22 protein-coding genes, 1 tRNA gene, 1 other RNA gene and 1 pseudogene are annotated in these 24,442 nt (G+C 67.6%); 11 read left to right on the top strand and 14 right to left on the bottom strand.

Annotated elements, in window-relative coordinates:
- Positions 1–44: 44 nt before the first annotated feature.
- The 3 genes from FBY39_RS08890 to ffs form a co-directional block, all read right to left on the bottom strand.
- Positions 45–1,280 (bottom strand): acetate/propionate family kinase, encoded by a 1,236-nt coding sequence (locus FBY39_RS08890; protein WP_141931970.1) that lies wholly within the window; start codon positions 1,278–1,280, stop codon positions 45–47.
- Complete coding sequence (gene pta / locus FBY39_RS08885; RefSeq protein WP_141931969.1) at positions 1,277–3,421, bottom strand: phosphate acetyltransferase; 2,145 nt, start codon at positions 3,419–3,421, stop codon at positions 1,277–1,279. Before pta ends, FBY39_RS08890 begins: the two co-directional genes overlap by 4 nt.
- Positions 3,422–3,481: 60 nt before the next feature.
- An RNA gene (ffs, locus tag FBY39_RS08880) (signal recognition particle sRNA small type) lies at positions 3,482–3,578 on the bottom strand.
- Positions 3,579–3,745: 167 nt separating this feature from the next.
- On the opposite strand from ffs, the gene FBY39_RS08875 reads away from it, so the two are divergent.
- The 4 genes from FBY39_RS08875 (at position 3,746) to FBY39_RS08860 (ending at position 8,379) form a co-directional block, all read left to right on the top strand.
- Entirely contained in the window at positions 3,746–4,747 is a 1,002-nt protein-coding gene (locus FBY39_RS08875) for a MoxR family ATPase (protein ID WP_141934040.1), read from the top strand.
- Positions 4,748–4,754: 7 nt separating this feature from the next.
- Positions 4,755–6,011, top strand: a complete 1,257-nt coding sequence (locus FBY39_RS08870) for a DUF58 domain-containing protein (RefSeq protein WP_141931968.1) — start codon at positions 4,755–4,757, stop codon at positions 6,009–6,011.
- A complete protein-coding gene (locus FBY39_RS08865; protein ID WP_260837503.1) occupies positions 6,001–8,265 on the top strand; it encodes a DUF3488 and transglutaminase-like domain-containing protein in 2,265 nt (754 codons plus the stop codon). The genes FBY39_RS08870 and FBY39_RS08865 overlap by 11 nt, the downstream gene beginning before the upstream one ends.
- A gap of 26 nt (positions 8,266–8,291) precedes the next feature.
- Positions 8,292–8,379, top strand: a tRNA-Ser gene (locus tag FBY39_RS08860).
- Positions 8,380–8,426: 47 nt separating this feature from the next.
- Here the strand turns inward: FBY39_RS08860 and FBY39_RS08855 are convergent.
- The 7 genes from FBY39_RS08855 to FBY39_RS08825 form a co-directional block, all read right to left on the bottom strand.
- Positions 8,427–10,535 carry a heavy metal translocating P-type ATPase gene (locus FBY39_RS08855; RefSeq protein ID WP_141931967.1) on the bottom strand — a complete coding sequence of 703 codons (2,109 nt, stop codon included), beginning with the start codon at positions 10,533–10,535 and terminating at the stop codon, positions 8,427–8,429.
- Between the two features lie 76 nt (positions 10,536–10,611).
- Entirely contained in the window at positions 10,612–11,226 is a 615-nt protein-coding gene (locus FBY39_RS08850) for a DUF305 domain-containing protein (protein WP_141931966.1), read from the bottom strand.
- Positions 11,227–11,313: 87 nt separating this feature from the next.
- A complete protein-coding gene (locus FBY39_RS08845; protein WP_141931965.1) occupies positions 11,314–11,742 on the bottom strand; it encodes a DUF6153 family protein in 429 nt (142 codons plus the stop codon).
- A gap of 126 nt (positions 11,743–11,868) precedes the next feature.
- Positions 11,869–12,675, bottom strand: coding sequence for a DUF1206 domain-containing protein (locus FBY39_RS08840; protein WP_141931964.1), 807 nt, complete (start codon positions 12,673–12,675; stop codon positions 11,869–11,871).
- A gap of 15 nt (positions 12,676–12,690) precedes the next feature.
- On the bottom strand, positions 12,691–13,191 hold the full coding sequence (locus FBY39_RS08835) for a hypothetical protein (RefSeq protein WP_141931963.1): 501 nt from the start codon (positions 13,189–13,191) through the stop codon (positions 12,691–12,693).
- Entirely contained in the window at positions 13,188–14,369 is a 1,182-nt protein-coding gene (locus FBY39_RS08830; protein ID WP_141931962.1) for a serine/threonine-protein kinase, read from the bottom strand. Before FBY39_RS08830 ends, FBY39_RS08835 begins: the two co-directional genes overlap by 4 nt.
- Positions 14,353–14,613 carry a DUF6458 family protein gene (locus tag FBY39_RS08825; protein ID WP_141931961.1) on the bottom strand — a complete coding sequence of 87 codons (261 nt, stop codon included), beginning with the start codon at positions 14,611–14,613 and terminating at the stop codon, positions 14,353–14,355. Before FBY39_RS08825 ends, FBY39_RS08830 begins: the two co-directional genes overlap by 17 nt.
- Before the next feature lie 116 nt (positions 14,614–14,729).
- Here FBY39_RS08825 and FBY39_RS08820 point away from each other — a divergent pair, with 116 nt between their 5' ends.
- From FBY39_RS08820 to FBY39_RS08810, 3 genes are all read left to right on the top strand, one after another.
- Positions 14,730–15,392, top strand: coding sequence for an ArsR family transcriptional regulator (locus tag FBY39_RS08820; protein WP_260837502.1), 663 nt, complete (start codon positions 14,730–14,732; stop codon positions 15,390–15,392).
- 118 nt (positions 15,393–15,510) lie between these two features.
- The gene (locus tag FBY39_RS08815) at positions 15,511–17,133 is read left to right on the top strand and encodes an MFS transporter (protein WP_141931959.1); all 1,623 of its coding nucleotides are present in this window, start codon (positions 15,511–15,513) and stop codon (positions 17,131–17,133) included.
- A gap of 187 nt (positions 17,134–17,320) precedes the next feature.
- Entirely contained in the window at positions 17,321–18,187 is an 867-nt protein-coding gene (locus FBY39_RS08810; protein ID WP_141931958.1) for an AraC family transcriptional regulator, read from the top strand.
- Between the two features lie 167 nt (positions 18,188–18,354).
- On the opposite strand, the gene FBY39_RS08805 is transcribed toward FBY39_RS08810, so the two are convergent.
- From FBY39_RS08805 to FBY39_RS08795, 3 genes are all read right to left on the bottom strand, one after another.
- Positions 18,355–18,615 (bottom strand): hypothetical protein, encoded by a 261-nt coding sequence (locus FBY39_RS08805; RefSeq protein WP_141931957.1) that lies wholly within the window; start codon positions 18,613–18,615, stop codon positions 18,355–18,357.
- Positions 18,615–19,304, bottom strand: a complete 690-nt coding sequence (locus FBY39_RS08800; RefSeq protein WP_160133056.1) for a DUF433 domain-containing protein — start codon at positions 19,302–19,304, stop codon at positions 18,615–18,617. Before FBY39_RS08800 ends, FBY39_RS08805 begins: the two co-directional genes overlap by 1 nt.
- Positions 19,305–19,382: 78 nt before the next feature.
- On the bottom strand, positions 19,383–20,117 hold the full coding sequence (locus tag FBY39_RS08795; protein WP_141931955.1) for a VIT family protein: 735 nt from the start codon (positions 20,115–20,117) through the stop codon (positions 19,383–19,385).
- A 463-nt stretch (positions 20,118–20,580) separates the two neighbouring features.
- Between FBY39_RS08795 and FBY39_RS16840 the strand changes: the two are divergent.
- Positions 20,581–20,658 (top strand): annotated as a pseudogene (locus FBY39_RS16840) (hypothetical protein); the annotation flags it as partial.
- 81 nt (positions 20,659–20,739) lie between these two features.
- On the top strand, positions 20,740–21,636 hold the full coding sequence (locus FBY39_RS08790; protein ID WP_260837500.1) for a YncE family protein: 897 nt from the start codon (positions 20,740–20,742) through the stop codon (positions 21,634–21,636).
- 197 nt (positions 21,637–21,833) lie between these two features.
- On the opposite strand, the gene FBY39_RS08785 is transcribed toward FBY39_RS08790, so the two are convergent.
- The gene (locus FBY39_RS08785) at positions 21,834–22,205 is read right to left on the bottom strand and encodes a MerR family transcriptional regulator (protein WP_141931954.1); all 372 of its coding nucleotides are present in this window, start codon (positions 22,203–22,205) and stop codon (positions 21,834–21,836) included.
- A gap of 151 nt (positions 22,206–22,356) precedes the next feature.
- Here FBY39_RS08785 and FBY39_RS08780 point away from each other — a divergent pair, with 151 nt between their 5' ends.
- Complete coding sequence (locus tag FBY39_RS08780; protein ID WP_141931953.1) at positions 22,357–23,877, top strand: SulP family inorganic anion transporter; 1,521 nt, start codon at positions 22,357–22,359, stop codon at positions 23,875–23,877.
- A 220-nt stretch (positions 23,878–24,097) separates the two neighbouring features.
- A complete protein-coding gene (locus FBY39_RS08775) occupies positions 24,098–24,436 on the top strand; it encodes a phage baseplate assembly protein V (RefSeq protein WP_141931952.1) in 339 nt (112 codons plus the stop codon).
- The last annotated feature ends 6 nt before the right edge of the window (positions 24,437–24,442 follow it).

Here is a 24,442-nt window from a genome sequence, read left to right as displayed (position 1 = left end):
GCGTAGTGGCGCGGAGGTGGTCGACCGTACACGCCACGAGTCCGTCAGGAGGGTGAAATCTCCAGTGTCTGGCGGGCGATCTCGAGCTCCTCGTTCGTCGGAACGACGAGGACGGTGATGCGCGATTCGTCGGTCGAAATCACACGGATGCCGCGCTCGCGCGCCGCGTTCCTCGCGGGGTCGATCTCGACGCCCGCGAAGCCGAGAGTCGAGAGGGCTCCGGCCCGGACGTCGGCCGAGTTCTCGCCGACTCCTGCCGTGAAGGAGATGACGTCCGCACCGCCCAACTGCGCGAGATATGCCCCGGCATAGGCGCGGAGGCGGTGCAGGTAGACCTCGAAGGCGAGGGTCGCCGCGGCATCCCCCGACTGCGCACCCTCGACGACGTCGCGCATGTCGGAGACGCCCGCGAGTCCGAGCAGGCCCGAGCGCTTGTTCAGGAGCGTGTCGAGGTCGTCGATCGACATTCCGGCGCGCCTCGCGAGCTGGAAGAGCACGGCGGGGTCGACGTCACCCGATCGGGTTCCCATCACGAGTCCCTCGAGGGGGGTGAGACCCATCGACGTGTCGACGGACCGTCCCCCGTCGATCGCTGTCGCAGATGCCCCGTTGCCGAGGTGGAAGACGATCTGCTTCAGCTCGCCGAGCGGGCGTCCGAGGAAGGCTGCGGCGGCTTCGGACACGAACTTGTGCGATGTGCCGTGGAAGCCGTAGCGGCGGATGCGATACGACTCCGCGAGCTCGCGGTCGATCGCGTACGTGTAGGCAGCGGCGGGGAGCGTCTGGTGGAAGGCGGTGTCGAAGACGGCGACGTGCGGGATCCCGCCGAACGCCGCCTTCGCGGCCCGGATCCCCTGGAGCGCTCCAGGATTGTGGAGCGGTGCGAGCACCGACAGCTCGTCGATGTTGATCTCGACGAGCGGCGTGATGAGAGTGGGCTCGAAGAACCGCGCTCCTCCGTGGACGACCCGGTGACCGACGGCGACCGGGGCGCGCTCCTCGAGCGAGGGCCCGTGTTCGGCGAACGCCTCGAGCATGATGCGGAACCCCGCCGTGTGGTCGGGGATCGGCACCTCGCGCGTGTACGTCGCGTCGAGCATCGTGGGAGCGGCATCCGTCACCGAGTCGATCGCTGCAGCTGTCACGGTGTGCGACGAGCGTCCGGTCTCTTCGCCGATGCGTTCGACGAGGCCCGAAGCGAGCACCGACTCGCTCGCCATGTCGATGAGCTGGTACTTGAACGACGACGATCCGCTGTTGACGACGAGCACGTTGCTCATGCCTGCGACTCCCCCTGCGCCTGGATCGCGGTGATCGCGATGGTGTTGACGATGTCCTCGACGAGGGCGCCCCGCGAGAGGTCGTTGATGGGCTTGTTGAGGCCCTGCAGGACAGGGCCGATCGCGACGGCCCCGGCCGAGCGCTGCACGGCTTTGTAGGTGTTGTTGCCGGTATTGAGGTCGGGGAAGACGAAGACGGTCGCGCGGCCCGCGACCTGCGAACCCGGCATCTTGGCCGCGGCTACCGCGGCGTCGGCCGCGGCGTCGTACTGGATCGGTCCCTCGACGAGGAGCTCGGGTGCGCGCTCGCGCACGAGGGCCGTCGCTCCCCGCACCTTCTCGACGTCGGCGCCGGATCCCGATTCGCCCGTCGAGTACGACAGCATCGCGACGCGCGGCTCGATCCCGAACTGGGATGCCGTCGCGGCCGACGAGATCGCGATGTCGGCCAGCTGCTCCATCGTGGGGTCGGGGACGACGGCGCAGTCGCCGTAGACGAGCACGCGGTCGGCGAGGGCCATGAGGAAGACGGAGGAGACGACGGAGACCCCGGGCTTCGTCTTGATGATCTCGAACGCGGGACGGATCGTGTGCGCCGTCGTGTGCGCGGCCCCCGACACCATGCCGTCGGCGAGACCCAGGTGGACCATGAGCGTCCCGAAGTACGACAGGTCGGTCACCGTGTCGGCGGCCTTCGCGTACGTCACGCCCTTGTGGGCCCGCAGGCGCTCGTACTCGCGTGCGAAGCGGTCGACGTGGACGGCATCGAACGGCGACAGGACCTGCGCGGCACGGAGGTCGATGCCGAGTTCGATCGCGCGGGAGCGCACTTCGATCTCCTCGCCGAGGATCGTGAGGTCGGCGATCCCCCGCGCGAGAACGGTCGCGGCCGCGCGGAGCACGCGGTCGTCGCCTCCCTCGGGCAGCACGATGCGCTTGCGCGCGGCGCGTGCCCGCTCGATGAGGGCGTACTCGAACATGAGCGGTGTGACGACGGTGGGCCGGGCGAGGCCGAGCGATTCGGCGAGCTCGGCGGTGTCGACGCTCTTCTCGAACAGAGCGAGCGCCGTGTCGTAGCGGCGCTGCGAGTCTGCCGCCAGGCGTCCGCGTGTCGACATCACGGCGACGGCCGTCTCGTAGGTGCCGAGATCGGTGGCGATGATCGGCAGCGACGAGTCGAGTCCGTCGATGAGGGTGTCGATCGCCTCGGGAAGGGGAAAGGGGCCGTTGAGCACGACGCCGGCGAGCGACGGGAATGTTCCGGAGGCGTTGGCGAGGAGGGTCGCGAGGAGCACCTCGGTGCGATCCGCGGGGATCACAACGATCGCGCTCTCCTCGAGCCGCGGCAGCACATTGACCATCGACATGCCCGCGACCACGACGGCGAGCACTTCGCGCGTGAGGAGTTCGGGATCGCCCTTGACGAGGTGCCCTTCAACCGAACGCATGACCCCGCGCACCGACGGCGCGACGAGCGAACGGTCCTCGGGAAGCGCCCAGACGGCGACGGGACGATCGGCGTTCGCGCGCAGCGCGAGAGGGAGACCCTCCGTGACGGATTCGAGCGCCTCGACGACCTCGGAGATCGCGTCGGGTGTCACACGGTTGGCGATGATCGCGAGGAGTCCCGCGCGAGCGTGCGCCAGTTCGGGAAGCGCGAGCGAAGCGATCTGGCCGACTTCGGCGGGAGTGCGGGCCGTCGATGTGCCCAACTGCTCCCCCGCACCCGCTCGTCCGCTCAGGACGAGAAGAACGGGTGCCCCGAGGTTCGCGGCGATCCGCGCGTTGTAGCTGAGCTCGGCGGGGCTTCCCACGTCGGTGTAGTCGCTCCCGACGATGACGACGGCGTCGCACTGCGCCTCGACGGCCTTGTACCGCTCGACGATCTTCGCGAGGGACGCCTCGGGATCCTGGCGCACCTCGTCGTAGGTGACACCGATGCACTCGTCGTAGTCGAGGTCGACGCCGTCGTGATCGAGGAGCATCTCCAGGACGTAGTCGCGCTCGATCGTCGACCGTGCGATCGCCCGGAAGACCCCCACACGAGGTGTCGCCCGGCTCAGGGTGTCGAGCACCCCCAGCGCGATCGTCGACTTTCCCGTATGACCTTCTGCGGACGTGATGTAGATGCTCTGCGCCACGGTCCCACCCTACGCGCGACGCCTGTGTCGCGAGGGCCCCGGGGTCGAACGCTCCGGGAAAAGTAAGACTCTCCGCGAACCCGGCAGAGCCTGGTTACCCTTGCTACGTTTCCGTCCTGGGGGAGTTGGCCTGGATGCCGCCTCGCGGAGAGCTGTCGACAAGTCTACCCAACATCCGACGAGGCGATGTCGTCCCAGGGTTCTCCCAGACCCCCACCCCGGAACACCGGGTTACGATCGACGGGTGAGCGCCGGGGCCCCCTCGTCGTTCGACCACCCCCGCGACGGGTGAACCCGAGGAGGTCGCTAGTGACGGATACCGCCATGACGGATGCCGCGCCGGGCTCCCCCGCTCCTCTCACCGCCGAGGGCTTCGCGCGCATCACCGACGGCATCCTCGACTCGGTGTCGACCGTCATCGATGGAAAGCCCGAGGCCGTCCGGTCCGCCCTGGTGTGCCTTCTCGCGGAAGGCCACCTCCTCATCGAAGACGTGCCCGGCGTCGGCAAGACGATGCTCGCACGGGCTCTCGCGGCATCCGTCGATTCGACTGTCCGGCGCATCCAGTTCACCCCCGATCTCCTCCCCGGAGATGTCACGGGCGTGAGCGTGTTCAATCCCGTCGAGCGCGAGTTCGAGTTCAAGGCGGGCGCGATCTTCGCCAACATCGTCATCGCCGACGAGATCAACCGGTCCTCCCCCAAGACGCAGTCGGCTCTTCTCGAAGCGATGGAGGAACGACAGGTCACGGTCGACGGGCGCACGCATTACGTTCCCGAGCCCTTCTTCGTCGTCGCGACGCAGAATCCCCTCGAGATGGAGGGGACCTACGCGCTTCCCGAAGCGCAGCGCGACCGATTCATGATGCGGATCTCGATGGGCTACCCCGACGAGCGGTCCGAAGCGCTCATGCTCCGCCAACGCGAAACCGTCAACCCCCTCGATGCCATCGTTCCCGTCGCGTCGAGCACCGAGGTGTCCGCCTTGATCGCGTGGGCCCGTGCCGTGCACGTCGCGCCCGCCATCGAGGATTACGCCGTCGCGCTCGCCCGGGCGACGCGCGACAACTCCGACCTGCGGCTCGGTGCGAGCCCCCGCGCGACCCTTCAGCTCGTGCGGGCCGCGAAGGTGTGGGCCGCTCTCGACGGACGCGGCTATGTCATCCCCGACGACATCTCCGGACTCCTCGGCCCCGTCTTCGCACACCGCATCATCCCCACGCGGTCGGCAGGCGGAGCACGCGCCCGCAACGTCTCCGACACGATCGCGACGATCCTCGATCGCATCGCGGCGAGCGTGCGGGTGCCGATCGCCGCACGTCAGTGAACTGATCATGAGACGAGCGTGGCCGTTGACCGTTCGCGGGACCGGTGCGCTCGCGCTCGCCATCACATGCTTCGTGCTCGCCCACGAGTTCGGGATCGTCGAGCTTCAGTACTTCGGCATCCTTCTGTCCGCCGTCATCGTCGCCGGCGTCGTGTCCTTGTTCGTCATGCGACGGTCGGCCGCTGTCGTGCGCTGGCTCCACCCCGATGTCGCCTCCGTGGGGCGACAGACCCTCGTCGACGTCCGCGTCGGCATGCGCACGGCCGTCCCGACTCCCGCCGGCACGTGGCACGACGCGCTCCCGGCCGGCCTCGCGGGGCGCGCTGAGGGGCCTTTCCCCGCGCTCGGTTCAGGGCTCCTGGGCGGTGCCCACGGGGGCGCGCGGACGATCGGGTTCTCGTACTCCGTCACGGGGATGCGTCGTGGCATCCATTCGATCGGTCCGCTCTCGGTCCGCGCGACCGATCCGTTCGGGATCGCGCGACGGACGATCGTCTTCGGCGACCGCACAGCCGTCACGGTCGCACCGGCGATCGTCGATCTCCCTCCCCTCGCCGACTTCGCGGGCGAGACGGGCGGCACGCTCCAGACCACGACGAACCAGCTCGGTCAGGGCGCGGACAACCTCGTCGCACGTCCGTACGCGCCCGGCGATTCCATGAGACGCATCCACTGGCGGGCGACGGCCCACCGCGACGAGCTCATGGTCCGGCAAGAGGAGCAGGAGTCGACCCCGGAGGCCACGGTCGTGCTCGACCGCGGCGTGCTGCGCTGGTCTTCCGAGGCCATGACGTCGACGGGATCCGATCCGGGTTTCGAGATGGCGGTGTCGGCGTGCGTTTCCGCCGTCGCCCGCCTCGTGCACGACGGCTATGCGGTCGAAGTGATCGATTCCGACGGCACGGTCATCGCAGACCGGATCGACGGGGGCGATATGCCCGAGATCGAGCACCTCGCCACGCATCTCGCGACCCTCACCGCCCGGCGCGATGACTCGCTGGCTCGACTGAAGCGTCTCTTCGCCGGCGCGGCGACGGGTCCGCTCGTGGTCATCGTCGGCCGGTTCGACCCCGCGGATGCCGAAGCGATCGCACCGGTCGCCCCGCACAGCACGCTTCCGATCCTCCTCGCGATCGGTCCCCGCGGCGACGCACTCGACCGCGCCGCAGACGCCGGATGGCGCGCCTGCGCGCTCGATCCGGAGGGCGACCTCGCCGCGACGTGGGGCGCCGCCGTCGGACGAGGGGTGAGCCGTGTCATCTGACCGCCCCACCGGGACGCGCAGGGGCGACCTGCTCGTCACGCTCGCCGTGCTCGGCGCGCTGCTCGCGGCGCTCCTTCCCGTCCTCCCGATGGTGCGACCGGGGCCCTGGCTCCTCGGGACCGTCATGCTCGCCGGGATTCTCCTCGGCGCCGGCTTCGCCGCGCGGCGACGCGGTCTTCCCGCCGTCGCGGTGTCGCTCATCGAAGCGGTGCTGTGGGTCGTCTTCCTCACGTTCGTGTTCTTCCGCGACTCGGCGCTCCTGTGGGTCGTGCCGTCGTTCGAGACGTTCCGCGAAGTGCCTGCGCTGTTCCAGACGGCACTCGACGAGATCACAGTGGGCGCGGCGCCTCTCGAAGCCACCCCGGCTCTCTCCTTCCTCATCGTCGCGGCGCTCGGCATCCTGACGATCGTCGTCGACCACGTCGTTTTGACGGCACGGATGCCGCTCCTGGCGTCCGTCGGAATCCTCGCCGTCTCGCTCATCCCCGCCATCGCCGTACCCCGCGGGATCGATGTCATGGCGTTCCTCCTCCTCGCCGCTGCGCTCCTGTTCCTGCTGCGGGCCGAGACCCGCTCACGCGAGGATGCACCTGCGCGAGCCGCCGAACGCTCCGCGGGCGTTCCCGCGACCGCCGTCGGGATCGCGGCGATCGCTCTCGTCGTGACCCTCGTCGCGACACCCGCCCTCCCCCAGCCGTTCGCGCGCACAGGCACGGGCCCGGGCGGCGGTCCGGGGATCGACGCGAGCCTTCAGCTCGGCGACGACCTGCGGCGTCCCGAACCCGTCGAGGTCCTTCGCGTGCGCTCGAGCCAGACCGACGCCCCTTACCTGCGCGCGACGACCCTCTCGCGTTTCGATGGTGCCGTGTGGCTCCCCGACCGCGTCCGCACGGTGCCACTCGACAGCGAATTCGGCCTGGGGGCGTTGGGGATCGCCGAAGACATCCGCATGGTCGACACGACGACGAACGTCGATGTCGTCGATCTCGCGTCGGTGTGGGCGCCGATCCCCTATCCCGCCGTCGAGGTGAGCGGCCTCGACGGGCGGTGGGCGGCGGTCCCTTACAACCGGACCGTCGTCTCGCAGTCGGGGTCGACGCAAGGGCAAAGCTACGAAGTCGTCGCGAGCGTTCCCCGCCCGACGCTCGAGCAGATCCGCGCGACCCAGGCCGATGCCGCGGACATCTTCGACGACGCGAAGTCGCTGCCCGCCGAGGTTCCGTCCATCGTCGCGGAGCTCGCCGCTGAGGTCACGGCCGAGACGACGAACGACTACGACGCGCTCATCGCGATGCAACGGTGGTTCCGCGGGGGCGAGTTCCGCTATTCGCTCGATGCGCCGGTCGAAGACGGATTCGACGGCACGGGTGCCGAGGCGGTCGCCGAGTTCCTCGAGGTGCGAGAGGGCTACTGCATCCACTTCGCCTCGGCCTTCGCCCTGATGGCCCGCACGCTCGGCATGCCGACCCGCATCGTCGTCGGCTACCTCCCGGGCGTCGCGACGCAGGAACGCATCGGCGACCAGCTCGTCTACTCCGTCTCCAGCTCTCTTCTGCACGCGTGGCCCGAGGTGTACTTCCAGAGTGTCGGGTGGATCGGGTTCGAGCCGACAGCCGGTCTCGGAACGCCGACGGCGTTCGCCCCCGCTGCCGTCACCCCGAATCCCGTCACCGAGAGCGACGACGCGGCGCCGCAGCCGTCGGCGAGCGCGTCGCCCAGCCCGTCGGCGAGCACCAACCTCCTGGACCCGCGCGACGACGCCGCAGCGGGTGGCACCGTCACCACCGCCAACCCGCTCCCGGCCGTGGGCGTCGTGCTGGCGATTCTGCTGTTGCTCTCGCTGCCCGGACTCCTGCGCGTCATCCGTCGTCGTCAGCTTCTTGCGGCATCCCGTGCCGGCGACTCCGCCGCGGCCTGGACGACGGTGCAGGATGCCGCGATCGACGTGGGCATCGCGGTTCCCGGGGCCGAGTCTCCCCGGGCCTTCGCCGAGCGTCTCGTGCTCGAGCACGGTGTGCCCCCGGATGCCATGGACACCCTCGTCGCCGCAATCGAACGAGCGAGCTACGCGCCCCCGCGGGTGGCGGAGTTCTGGCACGGCGACGACGTGACGGATGCCGCGATCGCCGTGCGTGCCTCGCTGCGCGATTCCGCACCGCCCGCGCGCCGGATCCTCGCCGTCCTGGCACCGCGCTCGCTCGTCGTCCGACCCGGAAGCGTCTACGCGGCAGGGGCACGCGCCCGCGTCGGGTAGGATTGCCCGTGGTCCTCCGGGACCCTGGAGGATTCGCCTAGTGGCCTATGGCGCACGCTTGGAAAGCGTGTTGAGTGAAAGCTCTCAGGGGTTCGAATCCCCTATCCTCCGCCACATGATGTCCCGCCGCATGCGCGGCGACAGGTTCCGGCCGCGGCGACTCAGTTCGTTGGCGCCACGGCAGCGACCTGGAGGCCCGGGCCACTCGCTTGCGGTCGGAGGTCGAGGCGCCGCAGCAGCTGCGCATTGACGGCCACGATGACGGTCGACAGGGACATGAGGATGGCCCCGACCGACATAGGCAGCACGAACCCGAGCGGGGCCAGCACTCCCGCGGCGAGGGGAACGGAGATCAGGTTGTATCCGGCCGCCCACCAGAGGTTCTGCGTCATCTTTCGGTAGCTGGCTCGAGAGAGCTCGATCAACGAGAGGACGGAACGGGGGTCATCGCTGGCGAGGATCACGCCCGCCGAGGCGATCGCGACGTCGGTTCCGGCGCCGATCGCGATGCCGACGTCGGCCTGCGCGAGCGCGGGCGCGTCGTTGACCCCGTCTCCGACCATCGCAACACGGTGACCTTCCTGCTGCAGTTCGGCCACCTTCGCGGACTTGTCCTCTGGTCGCACGCCGGCGAAGACACGATCGACGCCGATATCGCGAGCTACCGCTTCCGCGACCGCTTCCGCGTCGCCGGTGATCATGACGACCTGGATGCCGAGGGCATGCAATGCGTCGATGGCTTGCCTCGACTCTGGGCGAACCTCGTCGGCGAGCTTCAGCCCGCCGATCACGACTCCGTCACGTACGACGTGGAGGATGATTGCGCCTTCTTGCGCCCACCCCGACGCAGCAGGAACAGCGTCGAGGCTCAGCTCCTCCAAGAGCCGCGGCCCGCCGACCCGGACCCGGCGACCCTCCACGGTGGCGCCGACGCCCACCGCCGGCGATGAGGTGAAGCCGCGCGCGGTCAAGATCGAGAGTTTCCGATCGGCCGCCGCGCGCAGGATCGCCCGCGCCAGCGGGTGCTCGCTGTCGGCCTCAGCCGCAGCGGCCAGCGACAGCACCTCCGCTGCTTTCAGGTCGCCTACCGGCTCCACAGCTGTGACGGTCGGTTCACCCTTGGTGAGGGTACCCGTCTTGTCGAACAGCACCGTGTCGATGGTGCGCATGCTTTCGAGCGCCAGGCGGTCTTTGATGAGCACGCCGCCACGGGCAGCCCGTTCGGTCGCGATCGCGACGACGAGCGGGATCGCGAGACCGAGCGCGTGCGGGCAGGCGATGACGAGGACAGTGATGGTACGTGTGACGGCGGCATCGGGGTTTCCGAGCAGCGTCCAGACGAGCGCCGTGAGAGCAGCCGCACCGAGCGCGAACCAGAACAGCCAACCGGCGGCGCGGTCCGCGATCCGCTGGGCGCGCGACGTCGAGTTCTGTGCTTCGGTGACGAGACGCTGGATGCCGGCGAGCGTCGTCTCTGCGCCGGTCGCGGTGATCTCGATGCGAAGTCCGGAGTCCGTAGCGACCGTCCCCGCGATGACCGCGTCGCCGATGGTTCGAGCCACGGCGCGGGACTCACCGGTGACCATCGACTCGTCCATGTCGGCGCGTCCGTCGATGATCCTGCCGTCGGCGGGAACGCTGCCGCCGGGTCGGACCACGATGACATCACCCACCCGCAGATCGGAAGGCGCTACCGTCACGATCTGGTCACCCTCGACCCTCTCCGCCTCGTCAGGCAAAAGGGCCGCAAGCGAGTCCAGCGCGGACGTGGTCCGGGCAAGCGACCTCATCTCGATCCAGTGGCCCAGGAGCATGATCACGATCAGGAGGGCCAGCTCCCACCAGAACTCGAGCTCATGGTCCAGCACTCCCAGGCTCGCACCCCACGACGCGAGGAACGCGACCGTGATGGCGAGGCCGATGAGCAGCATCATGCCGGGCTTGCGCATCCGCAGTTCGCCGATCGCCCCCGTGAGGAAGGGCCACCCGCCCCAGAAGTACATGACGGTCCCGAGGACGGGCGCGATCAGATTCGCGCCCGTCACCGCCGGGAGGGAGTAGCCGACCAGCATGGCGAACATGCTCGAGAACCCGACGACCGGGATAGCGAGGAGCAGGTTGATCCAGAACAGGCGCCGGAACTGTCCGACGTGATCCGCGCCGTGGGCGGAATGCCCGCCGTGGTCGCCGTGGTCGCTTCTGTGGGCCGCAGATGCCCCGTGCTCGGTGTGACGCATCGCGCTGTCGTGCGCCGCGTGTGAATCGGTCATGGCTTGCCCTCCAGCTCGGTTCGAGGCTGCTTTCAAGCGAAACCCGATACCCCTTGGGGGTATTCCCTTCTCATGGTCAGAGCTGAGCGAGGAGCTCTGACATGGTCGCGATCTCCGCGGTCTGCGACGTGACGATCCGCTCAGCGAGGGCGAGGACCTCGGGGCTCGCCCCGTCATCCAGTTCCTCCTCCGCCATCTCGATCGCTCCCTCGTGGTGCTCGATCATCTGCTCGAGGAACAGACGAGCCGCCTCCGTCCCCTCGGCAGCCTCGAGGGCGGCCATGTCGTCTTCCGACATCATCCCGTCGCCGTGGCCCATCTCACCCATCCCGCCGGAGGACGGCATCCCCCAGCCGTCAAGCCAACTTTCCATCAGCTCGATCTCGGGCCCCTGAGCATCCTTGATCTGCTGGGCGAGATCGAGGATGCTCTCGTCCACATCGGCCTTCCCGAGAATGATGTCGCTCATCTCGATCCCCTGCTCATGGTGCGGGATCATCATCATCACGAACATCGAGTCGGCGACGTTGAACTCCGCCTGCCCGCGCGCAGAGGAGGACGTCGGCGCGCCGCCTCCGTGGTTCATTCCCGGCATCCCCGGGCCGCCGTCGTCGGCGGTACTGCACCCGGCGAGCGCGATGACGAGCGCGACGGGGGCGGCCGCCAACGCGGCCGTACGAGACTTCTTCATTGCAGTTGTGTCCTTTTCATCAGATCGTCGAATGTGCCCGAGTTGCGGGCGAAGCGGGACCCGGCTCGGTCGCCGGAGTGCCGCACATCACGTACGACTGATCGACAGAACGATGAGCGAAGGAGGTCGGGGCAACAGCGTTCCGAGCGCATGGAGGAACTGAATCAGGACGCTCGGTCCGCGCTCGCGGATCAGCAGCGCGGCGGGACGGTGCACCAACAGCAGCGTTACGAGAAGCCCGAGCACGCAAGCCATGACCATCGCATGATGGGGGCCGTTCTCGTTGCAGCTCTCGCAGGCGGTGGCGGCGTCGTCGCCCATCGGCAACGACGAGTCGTGCAGGTGATCAGGATGCGGAGCCGTTATACCCGTCGAGCTCGCGTGACCCGGCACACCGGCGTGTGCGGTCGCGATCGTGTGCATACTCAGCAGTCCGACGATCACGAGCCCGGCGAACAGCGCAGCGATAAACCACAGCGGCGAGCGCGAGGACTGCTGTGTTCTGTCGAGCGGCACTTTACGAATCATGCTGATGGTCAGCTTACCCCCTAGGGGTATGCGTCGGAAGGCCTCAGGACCCTCGATGCGGCAGCTCCTCCGCGACGACGCCGACGTCTCGCTGACCAGGCCGGGGTACTGACGTCAGAGCTTGGCGTAGCGGGCTCGGGCGAAGCAGAAGAGTCCGTACAGAATGAGCCCCGCACCGACCACCCACAGGATGAATGCGCCGAACGGGAGCTCGGCGAGAGAGCGCAGCGCGGCATCCAGCCCGCCGGCCACTTCGGGGTCATGCGTGACGGCGGCGACGACGAACAGCACGCCGGCCACCGCTACGGCGATGCCCTTCGCGACGTAGCCCGCGACGCCGAACGCGACGATGCCCTTCCCGACCGCACCGGAGGGGAGCGCGAGGTGCTTCGTGAACGCCTGCATCACTCCGCGCACGATGAACGCCACTCCGATCGCCGCCACGACGAGGCCGACCAGCACGAGCAGGAACACTCCCGCCGGTGCCGAGAGAAGGCGCGCGCTGAACGACTGGGAGGACTGCGACGACTCGGACTGTCCGCCGAGCGCGTACACGAGGGCCGTTCCGGCGATCGCGAGATACGCCACGGCCGTGCCGGCGAACTTCGCCCGATGGGCCCACTTCTTCTTGGCATCCGGATCGCGTTCCACGACCGCCTCGACGATCTGCCAGACCGCGAGGGCGAACAGTCCGACCACGATGATCCAGAGCAGGATGACACCGAGAGGCGACTGCTGGATGCCCTCCATCGCGCCGCTCTGGTCGGCTTGACCGCCACCACCCGTCGCGAGAGAGATGGCGATGACCCCGATGAGGACGTGGAGGATGCCGAGCACGACGTAGCCGACGCGAGCGAGCGCCCGGAAGAGCGAGGAGCTCTGCGCGGAACGCGCCGTCGATGCAACCGAGCTCGGGGTCATGAGAGAGCCCACCGTTCAGTCATCTTTCCCTCTTCCCTTTCCACCTTTGCCACTGTCGCCCTTGTCCTCTTTCGGCCCCTTGTCTTCCTTGGGCGCCTTGTTCTCCGTGCCCTCATCCGGTCCGCCATTCCCCGCGTTCTCGACGGGAGTCGGCGCGGGCTCGGTGTGCCCGACGACCGCAGCGGGTTCGGAGTTCTCGGGCGCGGGGATCTCTGCCGATCTGCTCTCGAGGTCCGCACGCACGAGAAGGACCGCCTGCGCGATGAGGTCCGCACGCTCGGCGCTGAGCTCTCCCGAGGCGAGAGCCGCTGCAGTTTCGGATTCGAGCGCTGCGAGATCATCGAGCGCCGCTGCGGGATCTCCTGCAGCCGCGTCCTCCGCGATCGCGACCACCCGCGTCTGCAGGAGAGCTGCCGTCTGAGCGGCGATGTCCGGAGTCGAGGCCGCACATCCGACCAGGGTGAGCGACGCGGCCACCAGCACAGCGGCCGCTCTGAGTCGACGAACGCGCATCATGGCGACACCGAATCCATCAGCTGTTCCAGATGCGACCCCAGCGGCTCATCCACTGCGGGGAGCGCCGGTGGGAGCGCGGGCTCCTCACCCGGAAGCAGTGCGGCCACCCCGAAGAGGACGGCACCCACACCGACCAGGGCGACCAGCGCGACCGTCCACCTGGTGACCGCCCTCCGCCGGTTTCCCGCGCGAAGCTCGGACTCGGACTCGGAGGGCGAGCCGATGACGTCGGAGAGCACCAGCGTCGACGGATCGGCATCGCGGGTGTCTGGAAGCACGGGCACGGGATCCGCGACCGTATCGTCGAGAGGAGCAGCCGCGGGACGGATGCCGAACTCAGCGACCCGGACCACGACATCGAGCGCCGAAGGCCGGTGCGCAGGATCCCGGGCGGTCATGTCCGTCAATACCGCACCCCACTCCGTGCCCAACGACGCGGGAACGACGGGGTCGCCGGCGAGGCGAGCGAGTGCCGCTTCCGTTCCACTCTCCTGAGCGAAAGCGCGCCGACCCGTGAGGGTTTCGATGAGGACGAGGCCGAGAGAATAGATATCGGATGCCGGACCGGGCGAGGCTCCCGTCACCTGCTCGGGGCTCAGATACGCGGCGGTCCCGATGACCGTGCCGGGCACAGTGAGCCGGGTCGAGTCGAGCAGGTACGCGATTCCGAAGTCGGCGAGCTTCGCGTGGAACTGTTCGCCGGGAACGGACGACGGACGAAGCAGCACGTTCGACGGCTTGACGTCTCGATGGACGATGCCGGCGCGATGGACGACGTGCAGAGCCTCGGCGAGGTCCCGCGCGATGCGCGCCACCGTTCTCGCGGGAAGCGGCCCGGCGGTGAGGACGGACTGCAGAGTCGGTCCATCCACGTACTCCATCACCAAGTAGCGCGGCGCATGCTCTGCGACGTGGGCGTCGAAAAGGGTGACGAGCGCCGGATGGTTGAGGCTCGCGAGAAGCTGCGACTCCGACGCCGTCCGGGCCTTGTCCTCCATCCCGTCACGGAAGATCTTCAGTGCGACGGAGCGATCGAGCACCGTGTCCTTCGCGAGGTAGACGACGCCCATGCCTCCCTCGCCCAGCACCGAGTCGAGGTGATAGCGGTCACCCACCACCGTCCCCTGCATCCCTGCGGGGAATGGTGTGGTCTTCGCCGGGTCAGGCGATCGGGTCATCGTCACGGACGCTGCGACGCGTGACCCGCTCCCCCGTTGCAGGGTCGACGGAGGTGCGTGCCACCGACTCCGTCCGCCGACGACGCAGCATCATGAGAAGACTGATGAGGAAGACGACGACGCCCGCGCCCATCAGGATGTAGCCGATCAGGTCGAGGTCCACGTAGCCGCCCGTATCGATGTTGACGGCGAAGACGAGGATGGCTCCGATGACGAAAAGCGCGATGCCGCTTCCGATTCCCATGACGTAGACCTCTCTGCGGGCTGCGATCGCGGCCCTCCGACAGGCAACCATAGACTCAACGCGCACTGACTCAATATCCGTAGACATAACGCCTCCGGCCTGGTATGCATGGGTCGATGACTGACCTCGAACGACGGGTGGGGATCTTCGCCGCCCTCGCTGATCAGACTCGGCTGCGCATCGTCGATCTGCTGACGATGGGCGATCTGTCGTCGTCCGAGATCGCCGCGGCCCTCGACCTCCGATCCAACCTGGTCGCCCATCACCTCCGTACTCTCGAGGCGGCGGAGATCATCGCCCGCACGCGTTCGGAGTTCGACCGCCGTCGAAGCTATGTGGGCCTGCGGCCCGAGATCTTCGAGACCCTCGCGCCCGCGAGCGTCTCGGCGCCCGATCGCGTCCTCTTCGTCTGCACGGCGAACTCCGCCCGGTCGCAGCTGGCGGAGGTGATCTGGCGTGATGCCAGCGCCGTGCCCGCGGCCTCGGCCGGCACGCTGCCCGCGGGTGCGATCAATCCGGGTGCTGCCGCGAGCGCCTCGCGGCATGGCCTCGACCTCGACACCTCACGGCGCCCACGGCACATCGACGACGTGAAGGCCGACGGTGATCTCATCATCACGGTGTGCGACGACGCCCACGAACGCCTCCGTGACGGCGACGATCTGCACTGGTCCATCGCCGACCCCGCCGTCGAGGGCACCGCGGCCGCTTTCGACGCCGCGTTCGAAGCACTGCGGGAGCGGATCCGCGTGTTCTCGTCCCGCCTGTCCGCCGCATAGGGCGGCGCGCCACACAGTCCGCAACCGCGTCGACCGGCGAACCGATTGCCCCGCGCACTCGCCGGGTATTGAATGTGAGCGTTCAGGCCCGCGCCTCCCTTCGTCGAAAGCCGATGCCATGAAGAAGTGGTCCGTCCTCATCACTCTGGGATGCGCGCAGTTCGTCATGGTGCTCGATGGCACCGTGATGAACGTCTCGATCGGTGCCGTCGTCAAGGATCTCGACAGCTCGGTCGCGGCGATGCAGTCCGCCATCACCTTCTACACACTGACGATGGCGTCGCTCATGCTGCTGGGCGCGAAGCTCGGCGATGTCTGGGGCCGGCGTCGAGCACTCATCATCGGATCGATCGTCTATGCCGCCGGGTCGCTCTTGACAGCGCTCGCCCCGAACATGACGGTTCTCTTCCTCGGCTGGTCGATCATCGAAGGTCTCGGCGCGGTGCTCGTGATCCCGGCGATCGCGGCGCTGATCGCCGACAACTATGAGGGATCCGATCGAATCACGGCCTTCGCGATGATCGGGGCCCTGTCGGGAGCAGCCGTGGCCGCAGGTCCGCTGATCGGCGGCTTCGTCACGACGTACTTCAGCTGGCGCTACGTCTTCATCGCCGAGGTGGTCATCATGGCGGCGGTTGTCTTCTTCGCCCGACACATCTCCGACTCCGCGGAGCGGCGTCCCATCCGCATCGATCTGCTGAGCGTGCTGCTCTCGGCAGCAGGACTGCTCCTCATCGTGTTCGGGATGCTGCAGAGCAAGGTGTGGGGCTGGATCAAGCCTCTCTCCTCGCCTGAGATCAACGGCGTCGCGATCGCCCCGTTGGGGATCTCTCTCACTGCATGGTTCATCGTCATCGGCATCGCTGTCGTCGCGCTCTTCTTCCGTCGCCAGCGTCACCTCATCGCGCACGAGAAGGAACCGCTCGTCCACGTGTCGCTGCTCTCGATCCGGCAGTTGCGGAGCGGTCTCGCGGTACTCGGCGCCCAGTACGCGACGACGGCGGGACTCTTCTTCATGGTGCCCGTCTACCTGCAGATGGCACTCGGGCTGGATGCTCTCGAGACCGGCATCCGGATCTTCCCGCTCTCCGTCTCGCTCATCCTCCTGTCGATCGTGGGAACACGGCTGTCGAAAGTGTGGTCGCCCCGGCGGATCGTCCGCGTAGGCCAGTGGATCCTTGTCGCGAGCGCTCTCATCCTGCTGTCCGCCATCGATCCGAAGCTCTCGAGCTGGATTTTCGGGACGGGCATGTTCTTCGCCGGCGCCGGGTTGGGACTGCTCGCATCACAACTCGGCAACGTGAACATGTCGGCGGTGACCGAGAAGGACACGAGCGAGGTAGGCGGACTGCAGGGCGTGTTCCAGAACCTCGGATCGTCGCTCGGGACGGCCCTCGTCGGCTCGATCCTCATCGGAGCGCTCGCGACGTCGTTCGCCGCCGGCGTGGCCGGGAGCGATCTCCCTTCGGAGGTGCAGCAGACCATCTCGGAGCGCACGTCGGGCGGGGTCGAGATCGTTCCGGCCGCGAGCGTCGACAAGATCGGGACGGATGCGGGACTCGACGCCGCCGATGCGCAGACCCTCTCGCAGCTCTACGCCGACGCGCAGTTGTCGTCGCTGCGGATCGCCTTCTTCGCACTCGTGCTCATCGCGCTCTTCTCGCTGTTCTTCTCGCGCGGCATACCGAATGAGGTCGTGGGCAAACCCGCGGTCGCGACGAGGCCTCGAGAGTCGACGTAGCAGGCGATTCAGGAAAAGAAGAAGCCCCGACCGTTACCACGCGGCCGGGGCGAGACGAATGAGAGTTCGCCTATCACTGTCAAGCCTACCGGACTTCTCCGCACCCGGCGGCCGCCGACCGGATCGGACCGCGATAGTAGGGTGCGGATCAGCGGGCGCGAGCAGGCTGGAGGTCGAAGGGGGAACCGTGATCGCAGAGCTCAATCGCCTCGTCGAGTATGTCGAGGATCACCTCACGGAGGAGATCGACATCGCAGGCTTGGCATCGACGCTCGGCACGACGGAGTACCACCTGCGCCGCATGTTCTCGTCGCTCGCCGGACTACCGCTGTCGGAGTACGTCCGCCGGCGACGAATGTCCGTCGCGGTGGCAGATGTCCTCGGTGACGGTGAGCTGCTATCGATCGCCGTGACGTACGGCTACGGATCGACCGAGGCGTTCGGTCGCGCGTTCCGGTCCGTGCACGGTGTCGGTCCCGGCGATGTGCGCCGAAACGGTGGCCCCCTTCAGACGCAACCGACGCTCAGGTTCCGCCTGACTGTAGAAGGGAACATCACCATGGACACCCGCATCATCGACCGTCCCGCCTTCCGCCTCATCGGCCACACTGCGCGTGTGCCGCTCATCCACGAGGGCACCAACCCTCACATCCAGTCCTTCATCACTTCCCTGCCGGCGACCGAGCACGCCCGCTTGAAGGAGCTGAGCAGCGCAGAACCGTCCGGCCCCCTGCAGGTGAGCGCCGACGTCGATCCCGATTATGCGGAGGGCACCGAACTGACCTACCTCCACGGCGTCGCCGTCGCCGACGCGACGCCCGTGCCAGCGGATCTCGAGGCGATCGACGTTGCCGCCGGGACGTGGGCGGTGTTCCTCTCGCAGGGGGAGTATCCCGCGTCGCTCCAGTCGACGTGGGCCGCGACAGCGACGGACTGGTTCCCCTCGAATCCCTGGAGGCTCCGCCCGGGCCCCTCGATCGTCGCCGTCCTCGATCGCGCGGACGACTTTGCGACCGCGACCACCGAGCTGTGGCTGCCGATCGAACGCGCCTGAGGTTGTCAGACGTTCGCTTTGACCGCGAGCGGCCGAACTCCCGATGCGGACAGGGCAAGCGCCCAGGGCCCTGCCCCGAGCTTGATGATCTCCCGCCGAAGCCGTTCCTCATAGCGTTCGAACAGGTCCAGCTGGTCCTGCGGCCCGAGGTCTTGCTTGGCACCGATTCATACCGAACGGATGCCGTTTTCCCGGTATGCAAGCAACTCGGCGGGTCGTGTCCTGATACGCCGATCACGAGTGAGCACGATGTACCCGCGCACACCGATCACGTTCATCCAGTCCAAATCGAGCGTGCCCAGAGGGACCTCGGGAAGACTCTCATGACCGGGGTAGACGACGTCGTCGCGTCCTTTCCGCCGTAAGAGTTTGCCGAGACCGAGCGCGTTCTCGTCGGTGAAGTACACCGGCGCGAACCCGCGGGCCATCAGGCCGCGTTCTCTGAACTCGCGATCATTTCGAACCGAATCGCCGAATCGACTTCTCCCGGATCGAGGTCGTAGAGGTCAGCCAACTCTTCCCGTGATGTTCCCGCACGAAACGCCTCTGCAAGCGCATCTGTACGCACATTTCGGACTGCAGGCTGGCCGAACGCGCGCTCAGGATCCATCGAGACCTGCGGGGTCCGGGGGCTGGGGCTCAACCTTGCAACCACGCCGCCCTCGTACCTCGCAGTGTCGTTGAAGCGTTGCATCGCTTCAGTAAGGATGGTCTGTCCATTTCGGACGACCACGAACTGCAAGGGACGGTCGACACCTACTTCTTCCTGAACGGCTCGAACCAGTTCGCGGCCGTCCACTTCGAGGAAGGGCTGGGCGTGCGCGAGAGGATAACGACCGAATTCATCGCGGAGCCTCACAATCGCCGGCCGAAGCCGCTGCACAGGAACGTGCTTGCTACGAAACTCGGCGAGCAATCGAGCCTCGACCATCTCTCCCCAGGTGACGACCTCCTGGCCGGTCGGACTCTCGCGCAGAACGGGGTCGTAGTAGCGACCAGACCGCTGGTAGCCATCCAGCCATCGGCGTGCGGTCCCCGTGTGCAGCCCGACCAGTCGGTCCACGTCCGCGTAGGAGTAGATCGCCCGATCGAGTAACGCTGTCGTCATGTCGTCCATGATGGCACCCCGCCTCGACATTGCGCCGACGGCGACCCGAGTCAGTGACAACGGCCTTGGTGGTCGCCGGTCAAGTTGTCAGACGACTCCGGTTGCTCCGAGCAGGAGGCCGATGCCGTAGGTCGCGACGAGAGCTGCGGCTCCGCCGATCGCGATGCGCAAGATCGCCTTCGGCTTGGAGCTGCCGCCGATCCACGCCGAGATCCAGCCCGTCAGCACGAGCGCGACGAGAACAGACACGAAGGTGACGGGCACTCTCCACGCCTCGGGCGGAAGCAGGATGGCGAGCATGGGAAGGATCGCCCCGACGGTGAAGGCGAGAGCGGACGCACCGGCGGCATGCCACGGGCTGACGACATCGCCCTCGTCGATATTGAGCTCCGCGGACAGGTGAGCTGCGACGGCGTCGTGCGCCGTCAGTTCGACCGCGACTTGGCGGGCCGTTTGGGGCGTGAGGCCCTTCGCCTCGTACAGTCCGGCGAGCTCCTCGAGCTCCTGCTCGGGCATCTCTGCCAGTTCGCGCTTCTCTTTCGCGATGAGCGCACGTTCGCTATCGCTCTGGCTGCTGACCGACACGTATTCGCCGAGGGCCATCGAGATCGCGCCACCGACGAGACCCGCGATGCCCGCCGTCAGGATCGGGGCGATGTCGCTCGTCGCGCCCGCCACACCGACAACGATCGCCGCGACGGACACGATGCCGTCGTTCGCTCCCAGCACCCCCGCGCGCAGCCAGTTGAGGCGCTGAGCAAGCCCCTGCTGGTGAGGCTCGTCGGGATGCGACGAGGGAACGCGCGCCTGCTCCGAAGCCATGGACACACCCAACCACGAGAGGGCGGACGAACGCTACGTACACCTCGTGCCGCAGTGTCAGAGGTGATGCGGAAGATGAATTCGCCGGCCGACAACCGCACTGATTTCGCCTGCGCCGGATGCCGGCCTCGCTCGTTGCGCCGTACCGTCCTCTTGCTTTCACCGGATCTCACGACCCGGGCGCGGAGCGCATACCCGACTACCTGGAGGACCGCAGCCATGAATACCCCCCCCCCCCCCCCCCCCCGCTGAAGGGGTAGGCCTCAATCGCAGGCAGGTCCTCACCGCCGCAGCCCTCGCCACCCCCGCCATCGTCCTCACCACCGCCGTACCCGCCCACGCCACCTCCGCCAACTCCACGCTGCTCCTCACCCAGACAGCGACCGGCATCTCCCCCGGCCTCCCTATCACCGCGACCGCGACAGTCCTTGACTCGCACGGCAATCCCTGGCCCGGTCAGACGGTGTCATTCACCAGCGACACCCCCGGCTCGCTGAGCTTCAGTCCCAGCACCGGCGTGACCAACTCGGCCGGACAGATCAGTACGACGATCACAGCGACCGGCACCACCGCCGCGACCGCGACAATCTCCGCCATCTCGGGCCCGCTCACGAACACGAGCATGCTCGACATCCTGCCCATCACCGCCACGATCGCGGTCGGCGTGGGACCTCGCGCAATTGAGATCAGCCCCGACGGCACGTTCGCCTTCGTGAGCAGCAATGCTGCGGGGAATGTATCGCGGATCAGCACCATCACGAACACCGTGACAGCCACGATCACGACGGCCCCGAACCCCGACGGCATCTCCTTCGCTCCCGACGGATCGTATGCGTACGTGACCCACGACTACAACGGCGGGGTGAAGCGGGTCAACACGTCGACGAACACCGTGACCGCAACCGTGCCGGTGACAGGTGCGCGCAGTGTGGCGATCAGCCCGGACGGCACGTACGCCTTCGTCGGAGATGACGTCGGAGTTCAGCGGATCAGCACGGCGACGAATGCCCTGACGGCCAGCGTTCCCTCAACCGGTGGAGCTGCCATTCTCGGGATCGAGTTCAGCCCCGATGGCAGCGCCGTGTGGGCATCGCGCTGGTCAGGGGCCAACGTCGTCCGAATCAACACCGCAAGCAATGCGGTCACACATTCGATCAGCGTTCCGGCCAATCCCCACCAGATGACGATGTCGCCCGATGGAAGCACGCTGTACGTTGCAAGCTATAGCGACACCAATCAGGCGCGAGTGAACACCGCAACACGCGTGCCGACCAACTGGGCAGTGATTCCCGGTGGTGGTGGCTCCCAGGGCACGGCGATTACCCCTGATGGCGCCTATGTCTACATGAGCGCGTACAACACCAATCGCATTTTGCGCGTCTCCACCGCGACGGGAGCGGTGACAGCCGCCATTCAGCTCAGTGACACGCCGGCGCAACTGGCGATGAGCCCAGACGGCAAGTTCCTTCTGGTCTGCCGCAGCGGGAACACCGTTTCTCGCATTCAGCTGAAGCCCTGACCCGCTGTTCTCGGTTCGCGGCATCGTCCCCGCGAACCGAGAACCGGCATGTGCCCCCGGGCACACCTGAGGACAACCGTCCTCGAACCTGCTCACCACCGGCCCCCACGGGAATGGCTGTCCCCCAGGCCCCGACGAGCAGCGGGTGTGGGTGAGAGAGGGGTCTCTCACCCACACCCAACCACACCGCCCCCGCGCTAGCGGATGTTGAGCTGCTCTACGAACTCGTCGGCAGCCGCAAGCTGACCACGCAGCTTGTCTCGACGCTCGATCGCCTCCGCGCGGATCGCGTCGAGGTGCTCACGAAGCTGGGCGTCCTCCGGGTCGGCAGCGAGTCCGTCGATCACCTTCAGCAGATCTCGCATCGTCTCGAGCGAATAGCCGAGAGGCTTCATTCGACGGATCAACAGAAGCCGCGACTCATCGTCGGCGGTGTAGAGGCGGAAGCCGCCCTCACTGCGCCCTGACGGCGTCAACAGGTCGATCTCGTCGTAGTGCCGCAGCGTCCGCAGCGACAGTCCCGTGCGTTCGGCGAGCTCGCCGATGTGCATCGTACCCAGCTCGGGCATGCGACTCCGTTCCAACCCTCACGTTACGGTAGAGTTCATCGAGGCCGCTCTTCGCGCGGCGAACTCCCATCTTCTCCCCTCGGGCTCACGGAGCCCCGCGCACCGGTGCGCTCCCTCGCGAGCAACCCTCGCCCGTTCCGAATGGAGCCCCATGACCGTTGTCATCCCCACACCCGATCCTGCCAGCCGCTACCGCATCGAACCGACCGTGCTGCAGGCGCTCCGGAGCCCCCGCATCCTCACGCGCGAGGTCCTCGCGGGCCTCGTCGTCGCGATCGCTCTCATCCCCGAAGCGATCGCGTTCTCGATCATCGCCGGTGTCGATCCGCGCCTCGGACTCTTCTCATCGTTCGTCATGGCGGTCGCGATCTCGTTCCTCGGCGGCCGGCCCGCGATGATCACGGCAGCGACGGGCGCGATCGCGCTCGTCATCGCTCCTGTTGCCCGCGAGTACGGCATGGACTACTTCATCGCGACCGTGCTTCTCGGCGGTGTCATCCAGATCGTGCTCGCCGTCCTCGGCGTCGCGAAGCTCATGCGGTTCATCCCGCGCAGCGTCATGGTCGGCTTCGTGAACGCCCTCGCCATCCTGATCTTCGTGTCGCAGATCCCGCAGCTCATCGGCGTCCCGTGGATGGTCTACCCGCTCGTCGTCGTCGGACTCCTCATCATGTACGGGATGCCGCGCATCACCCGCGTCGTCCCGGCACCGCTCGTCGCGATCGTCCTGCTCACGGGTGCCGCCGTCGTCTTCGGCATCAGCGTTCCCACAGTCGGCGACCAGGGCGAACTACCGCAGAGCCTCCCGGAGCTCTTCATCCCCAACGTGCCACTGACGTGGGAGACGCTCGGCATCATCTTCCCGTTCGCCGCCGCGATGGCGATCGTCGGTCTCCTCGAGTCGCTCATGACGGCCAAGCTCGTCGACGACATCACCGACACGCACTCGCGCAAGACCCGTGAGGCCCTCGGCCAGGGTGCTGCGAACATCCTCTCCGGCGCGTTCGGAGGTATGGGCGGCTGCGCCATGATCGGCCAGACGATGATCAACGTGAAGGCGTCGGGTGCGCGGACGCGAATCTCGACCTTCCTCGCCGGAGTGTTCCTTCTCGTCCTCGTCCTCGTGCTCGGCGACATCGTCGCGATCATCCCCATGGCGGCTCTCGTCGCGGTCATGATCGTCGTCTCGGTCGCGACGTTCGACTGGCACAGCATCCGTCCATCGACACTGAAGCGGATGCCGAAGAGCGAAACGCTCGTCATGGCGGTGACGGTCGGCATCACCGTCTGGACCCACAACCTCGCGATCGGGGTCGGCGTCGGCGTCGTCGCCGCGATGATCCTCTTTGCGCGTCGCGTCGCCCACTTCGTGACGGTCACGCGCCGCGTCGACGACGGATACGCGCCGGTCGCCCACTACACCGTCGACGGCGAGCTGTTCTTCGCATCGAGTAACGACCTCACGACGCAGTTCGAGTACACCCACGATCCCGACCGTGTCGTCATCGACATGTCCCGATCGCACGTCTGGGATGCCTCGACGGTCGCCGCGCTCGACGCGATCCAGACGAAGTACGAGCACCTCGGCAAATCGGTCGTCTTCGAGGGCATGAACGACGCCACGACCCGCTTCCACGGGCGGCTCAGCGGCGAACTGGGCAGCGGCCACTGAGCCGACCGTGCGCAGGACAAAACCACTGCGCAGGATGCCCGCGCCCAGGGCTCCCTGCCGAGTGAACGAGTCCTGGTGTAGAGGCGGCGGGGCAAGCGAGGGCGACCGGCACCTGCCCGCCCACTAGGCAGGAAAACTTGCTCCGACAGGACGCCTGCTCCCCCAGCATCCTGTCGGAGAGATCTCCCCTGCAGAGCCGTCGCGGGACTAGCGTGAGCGCGTGGGAATTCAGCGTGCAACAGTCGTGTCAGACGACGATCCGAGCGGTGCGGGCCGCCTTCAGGTGGAGATCCCGGCAAGCGGCGCGACCTTGTGGGCAGCCCGCGTCCATCCGATCGCGGCGTTCACGGCGCACGGTGTCGCCGTCGGCTCAGCGGTGTGGATCGCGTTCGAGGGCGACGACCCCGAGAGGCCCATCGTGCTCGGCCTGGTCGAAGCCCCGGCCCGCCGCGACGCTTTCGCGCGAGACATCGAGGCCCTCGGCGACGCATGGGACCAGGGGCATGCTGCCGGCTCGACGGATGCCGCGGGCGGAGACACCCCGAACCCGTTCCGCTGAAGTCTT

The organism is Microbacterium sp. SLBN-146, assembly GCF_006715145.1.
GTDB lineage: Bacteria > Actinomycetota > Actinomycetes > Actinomycetales > Microbacteriaceae > Microbacterium.
The sequence above is the reverse complement of the archived record's forward strand: the minus strand, read 5'-3'. Positions and strand labels throughout refer to the sequence as shown.